We start from the raw sequence: 615 nt of genomic DNA, 5'->3' as shown, positions 1-615 counted from the left end.
GACGGGCGCGAGGTGCAGCCCACCGCCGCGGTGCTGGACTCCCAGTCGGCCAAGAGCGCCGAGGGTGGGGAGGCGATCGGCTACGACGCCGGCAAGCGGGTCCGCGGCCGCAAGCGACATCTGCTGGTGGACACCAACGGGCTGCTGCTGCGCGGCGTGGTGCACTCGGCCAGCGTGCAGGACCGGGCCGGCGCCAAGCTGGTGCTCACCGGCGTGCACGAGCAGTTCCCGCAGCTGCAGCTGGTCTGGGTCGACGGCGGCTACGTCAACGTCGTCGACACCGGCCTGATCGGCTGGGCCGAGCACCACGAACAGCTGCAGATCGTGGTCGTGCCACGCAACGCCGACGTGAAAGGCTTCCAGGTACTGCCCCGGCGCTGGGTGGTGGAACGGACCTTCGGCTGGTTGACGAGGTGCAGACGGTTGGCGCGTGACTACGAACGCAAGACCGCCCACGCCGAGGCGATGATCGACGTGGCGATGATCCGGCTCATGGCCGCCCGGTTAGCCGGTGAGGACATCGAGCCCGAGGGCCCGATCGAGACCGAGGCCGCTCGACGCCTCGCCGAAGACCTCAAGGACCAGAAGTAGTCAGCCGGTTACCCAACACCCTCT

Annotated in this window: 1 protein-coding gene; it reads left to right on the top strand. The window is 69.1% G+C overall.

Features of this window, described 5'->3' with window-relative positions; translation table 11 throughout:
- On the top strand, window positions 1-591 hold a 591-nt coding region (locus E9529_RS21485; RefSeq protein ID WP_236833287.1), incomplete at its 5' end, for an IS5 family transposase.
- Between the last annotated feature and the right edge of the window lie 24 nt (window positions 592-615).

Source organism: Blastococcus sp. KM273128 (assembly GCF_021698975.1).
Classification (GTDB): domain Bacteria; phylum Actinomycetota; class Actinomycetes; order Mycobacteriales; family Geodermatophilaceae; genus Blastococcus.
This window is presented reverse-complemented; position numbering and strand designations above follow the sequence as displayed.